Annotated in this window: 2 protein-coding genes and 1 pseudogene; all 3 read left to right on the plus strand. The window is 64.0% G+C overall.

The features are described 5' to 3' along the window. Positions 1 to 299 (plus strand): annotated as a pseudogene (locus EN781_RS34920) (hypothetical protein); the annotation flags it as partial. Continuing rightward, positions 262 to 951 carry a TetR/AcrR family transcriptional regulator gene (locus tag EN781_RS29405; protein WP_126058267.1) on the plus strand — a complete coding sequence of 230 codons (690 nt, stop codon included), beginning with the start codon at positions 262 to 264 and terminating at the stop codon, positions 949 to 951. The pseudogene EN781_RS34920 and the gene EN781_RS29405, both read left to right, overlap by 38 nt. Before the next feature lie 234 nt (positions 952 to 1185). Continuing rightward, positions 1186 to 3181: transglycosylase domain-containing protein (locus EN781_RS29410; RefSeq protein WP_145965704.1), on the plus strand; the 1996-nt coding region annotated here is incomplete at its 3' end.

Raw genomic sequence — 3181 nt, forward strand, 5'->3', positions numbered from 1 at the left:
ATCTTCCTGTGGAGGCCGTGCTGCCGGACCTGCGGGCGGCCTATGAAAAGGGGACGGGGGGAGACGCTTCGTTTCCCGGAGGATCGGGGGTCATCGGGCCCGATGGCGAATACCTGGTCGGTCCGGTCTTCGGTGACGCGCCCGTCATCTGTGACCTTGACCTTGCGCAGACCATAGCGTTCAAACACGATCTCGACGTAACGGGTCACTACAGCCGATCCGATATCCTGCATTGGGGCGTCGATCGGCCGGGAACGAGGTATGGCGAGCAAGGCAGATCAGACTATCGGAGCAAGTGATCAAAACTGGGATCAGTTCGCGCCAAACGACACCCGGCGACGAATCCTCATGGAAGCCAGCGCGCTCTTCCGCCGCCACGGATATCGGGCCACCTCGACACGACAGATCGCGGCTGCGGTAGGCATCAGGCAGCCATCGCTGTTTCACCATTTCGCAAACAAGCAGGCGATACTCGAGGCGCTGTTTTCTCTCAGCCTCGACAATGCGGTGGTCGTCGCGGAAAGGACAGCGAACGCATCTGGATCGGCGGCAGCGAGACTTCATGACTATCTGGTCTGGGATCTCGAGACGCTACTGAGCCTGCCGCTCTCGCTATCCGAACTCTACAGCAGCGATATATTGCGTGCGCCGGAATTGGCGCACTGGGCCGCCAAGCTCGAATCCCTCTACCTCGCGTTGGAGAAACTTGTCCGCCAGGGCATAGAGGCGGGCGAGTTCGTTGCCACGGATCCGGTGCTCATACGCATCCTGATCGCAAACGTGACGATCGCACACATCCAGTACGCGGACGAACGGCCTGATCGAGATCCCAAGAAGCTGGCGCGCGACGGTGCGCGGTTCGTACTCGCCGGGCTGAGCAACATGCAATCCGCTCATCTTGACGAGTTGATCTCTGGCACACGAAGCCGGACCGTCAGCGGGCAGACGTAGATGTTTCTGCTGGAGCGCTTCGCTGGCGAACGCTCTCCGCCACACATCGGCTACTCGTCGGCGGCAATCGCCAGTTTATGGCTTAGCACTGTCGTCGGTCCCGCAGCGGTAACGGATTTAGAAAATCGTAAGGAATTTCAAAAGCCTGCATAAACCCTGCTTTAACGCGCCCTTAAATCGCCGCATCTAGTCTGCACCCGAGCGCCATTAGCACCGGGATATTAAGCGCAGCGCATGGCGAACCGCAGAGACAGTCGCATCGAACCGAGCTTCGACGGGCCGCCCCAGGCGAAATCCCCGGCCGGGTTCTCGGTGAGCGAGGAGGATCGCGTCGTGCCGGGCAGTCGCAAATCCGCCGCCAGACGCAAACCGGCCAGGAAGTCGTCGCGGCGCGGGCGCGACCGCAGCCGGCGCGGCCTGTTCGGCATTCTCGCCCGGCTGGCCTACTGGTGCTTCGTGCTGGCCATCTGGGGCGGCATCGCGGTGGCCGGCATCGTCGTCTATTACGGCGCCAAGATGCCGGCAGCGACCACCTGGTCGATCCCCGACCGCGCCCCCAACATCAAGATCGTTTCGGTCGACGGACAGCTGATCGCCAATCGCGGCATGAGCGGCGGCGAGGCCGTCGGCCTGCACGAGATGTCGCCCTACATCCCCGAGGCCGTCGTCGCCATCGAGGATCGCCGCTTCTATTCGCATTTCGGCATCGATCCGATCGGGCTGACGCGCGCCATGGTCACCAATGTGCTTGGCGGGCATTTCTCGCAGGGCGGCTCGACGCTGACGCAGCAGCTGGCCAAGAACCTGTTCCTGACGCCCGACCGCACGCTGGAGCGCAAGGTGCAGGAAATACTTTTGGCGCTGTGGCTGGAGCACAAGCACACCAAGGACCAGATTCTCGAAATGTACCTCAACCGGGTCTATTTCGGCTCGGGCGCCTATGGCGTCGAAGCGGCCTCGCGGCGCTATTTCGGCAAGAGCGCGCGTGACGTGACGCTCTCCGAGGCGGCGCTTCTGGCGGGCCTGCTCAAGGCGCCGTCGCGGCTGTCGCCGGCGCGCGACCCGAAGGCGGCCGAGGAGCGTGCGCAGCTGGTGCTCGCCGCCATGCGCGACGAGGGCAAGATCGGCGCCAAGGAACTGACGAGCGCGATGAGCGCGCCGGCGACGCGCGCGCCGTCCTACTGGACCGGATCGGAAAACTACGTCGCCGACACTATCATGGGCGAACTGCCCGACCTGATCGGCGACGTGCGCGGCGATATCGTCGTCGACACGACGGTCGATCTCACCTTGCAGAAGCTTGCCGAACAGTCGATCCGGCGGCTGATCGACGAGAGCGGCAAGAAGCTCAACGTCACGCAGGGCGCGCTGGTATCGATCGACGATTCCGGCGCGGTGCGCGCTATGGTCGGCGGCTATGACTATTCGACCAGCCAGTTCGACCGCGCCTCGGAAGCGCGCCGCCAGCCGGGCTCGGCCTTCAAGCCCTTCGTCTACATGGCAGCGCTCGAGGCCGGTCGCACGCCGGACAGCGTGCGCAACGACGCACCGATCAAGATCGGCAAGTGGACGCCGGACAATTACGGCGGTAAATACTTCGGCAAGGTGACGCTGGCGACGGCGCTGGCGAAATCGCTGAACTCGGTCGCCGCCCAGCTCACCATGGAGGTCGGGCCCGACGCGGTGGTCGAGGCCGCTCACCGCATGGGCATCCAGTCCGATCTGCAGTCGAACACCTCGATCGCGCTCGGCACTTCGGAAGTGACGCCGCTGGAGCTGACCTCGGCCTATGTGCCGTTCGCCAATGGCGGCTACAAGCCGGACATCCATTTCATCCGCCGCGTCACCACGGCTGGCGGCAAGGTGCTCTACGACAACAATGGCGGCAACGCGCCACGCGTCGTCAAGCAAGAGATCGTCGGCATGATGAACTCGATGATGACCGGCACGGTCGAAATCGGCACCGCAAAGAAGGCGGCTTTCGCCTGGCCCTCGGCCGGCAAGACCGGCACCAGCCAGAATTCGCGCGACGCCTGGTTCGTCGGCTACACCGCCAACCTGACCACCGGCGTCTGGTTCGGCAATGACGACGGCAGCGGGATGAAGAAGGTCACCGGCGGCGCGCTGCCGGCGCAGGCCTGGCATGAATTCATGGTCGCCGCGCACGAAGGCGTGCCGGTCCGGCCGCTGCCCGGAACCTGGAAGTCTACCCCTTCGGATACGATCGTGC

The organism is Mesorhizobium sp. M4A.F.Ca.ET.090.04.2.1 (assembly GCF_003999085.1).
In the GTDB taxonomy this organism is placed as follows: Bacteria; Pseudomonadota; Alphaproteobacteria; order Rhizobiales; family Rhizobiaceae; genus Mesorhizobium.

Coding starts and splice junctions, on each gene's coding strand:
- EN781_RS29405 (WP_126058267.1), top strand. CDS start 262: ATGGCGAGCAAGGCAGATCAGACTATCGGAGCAAGTGATCAAAACTGG.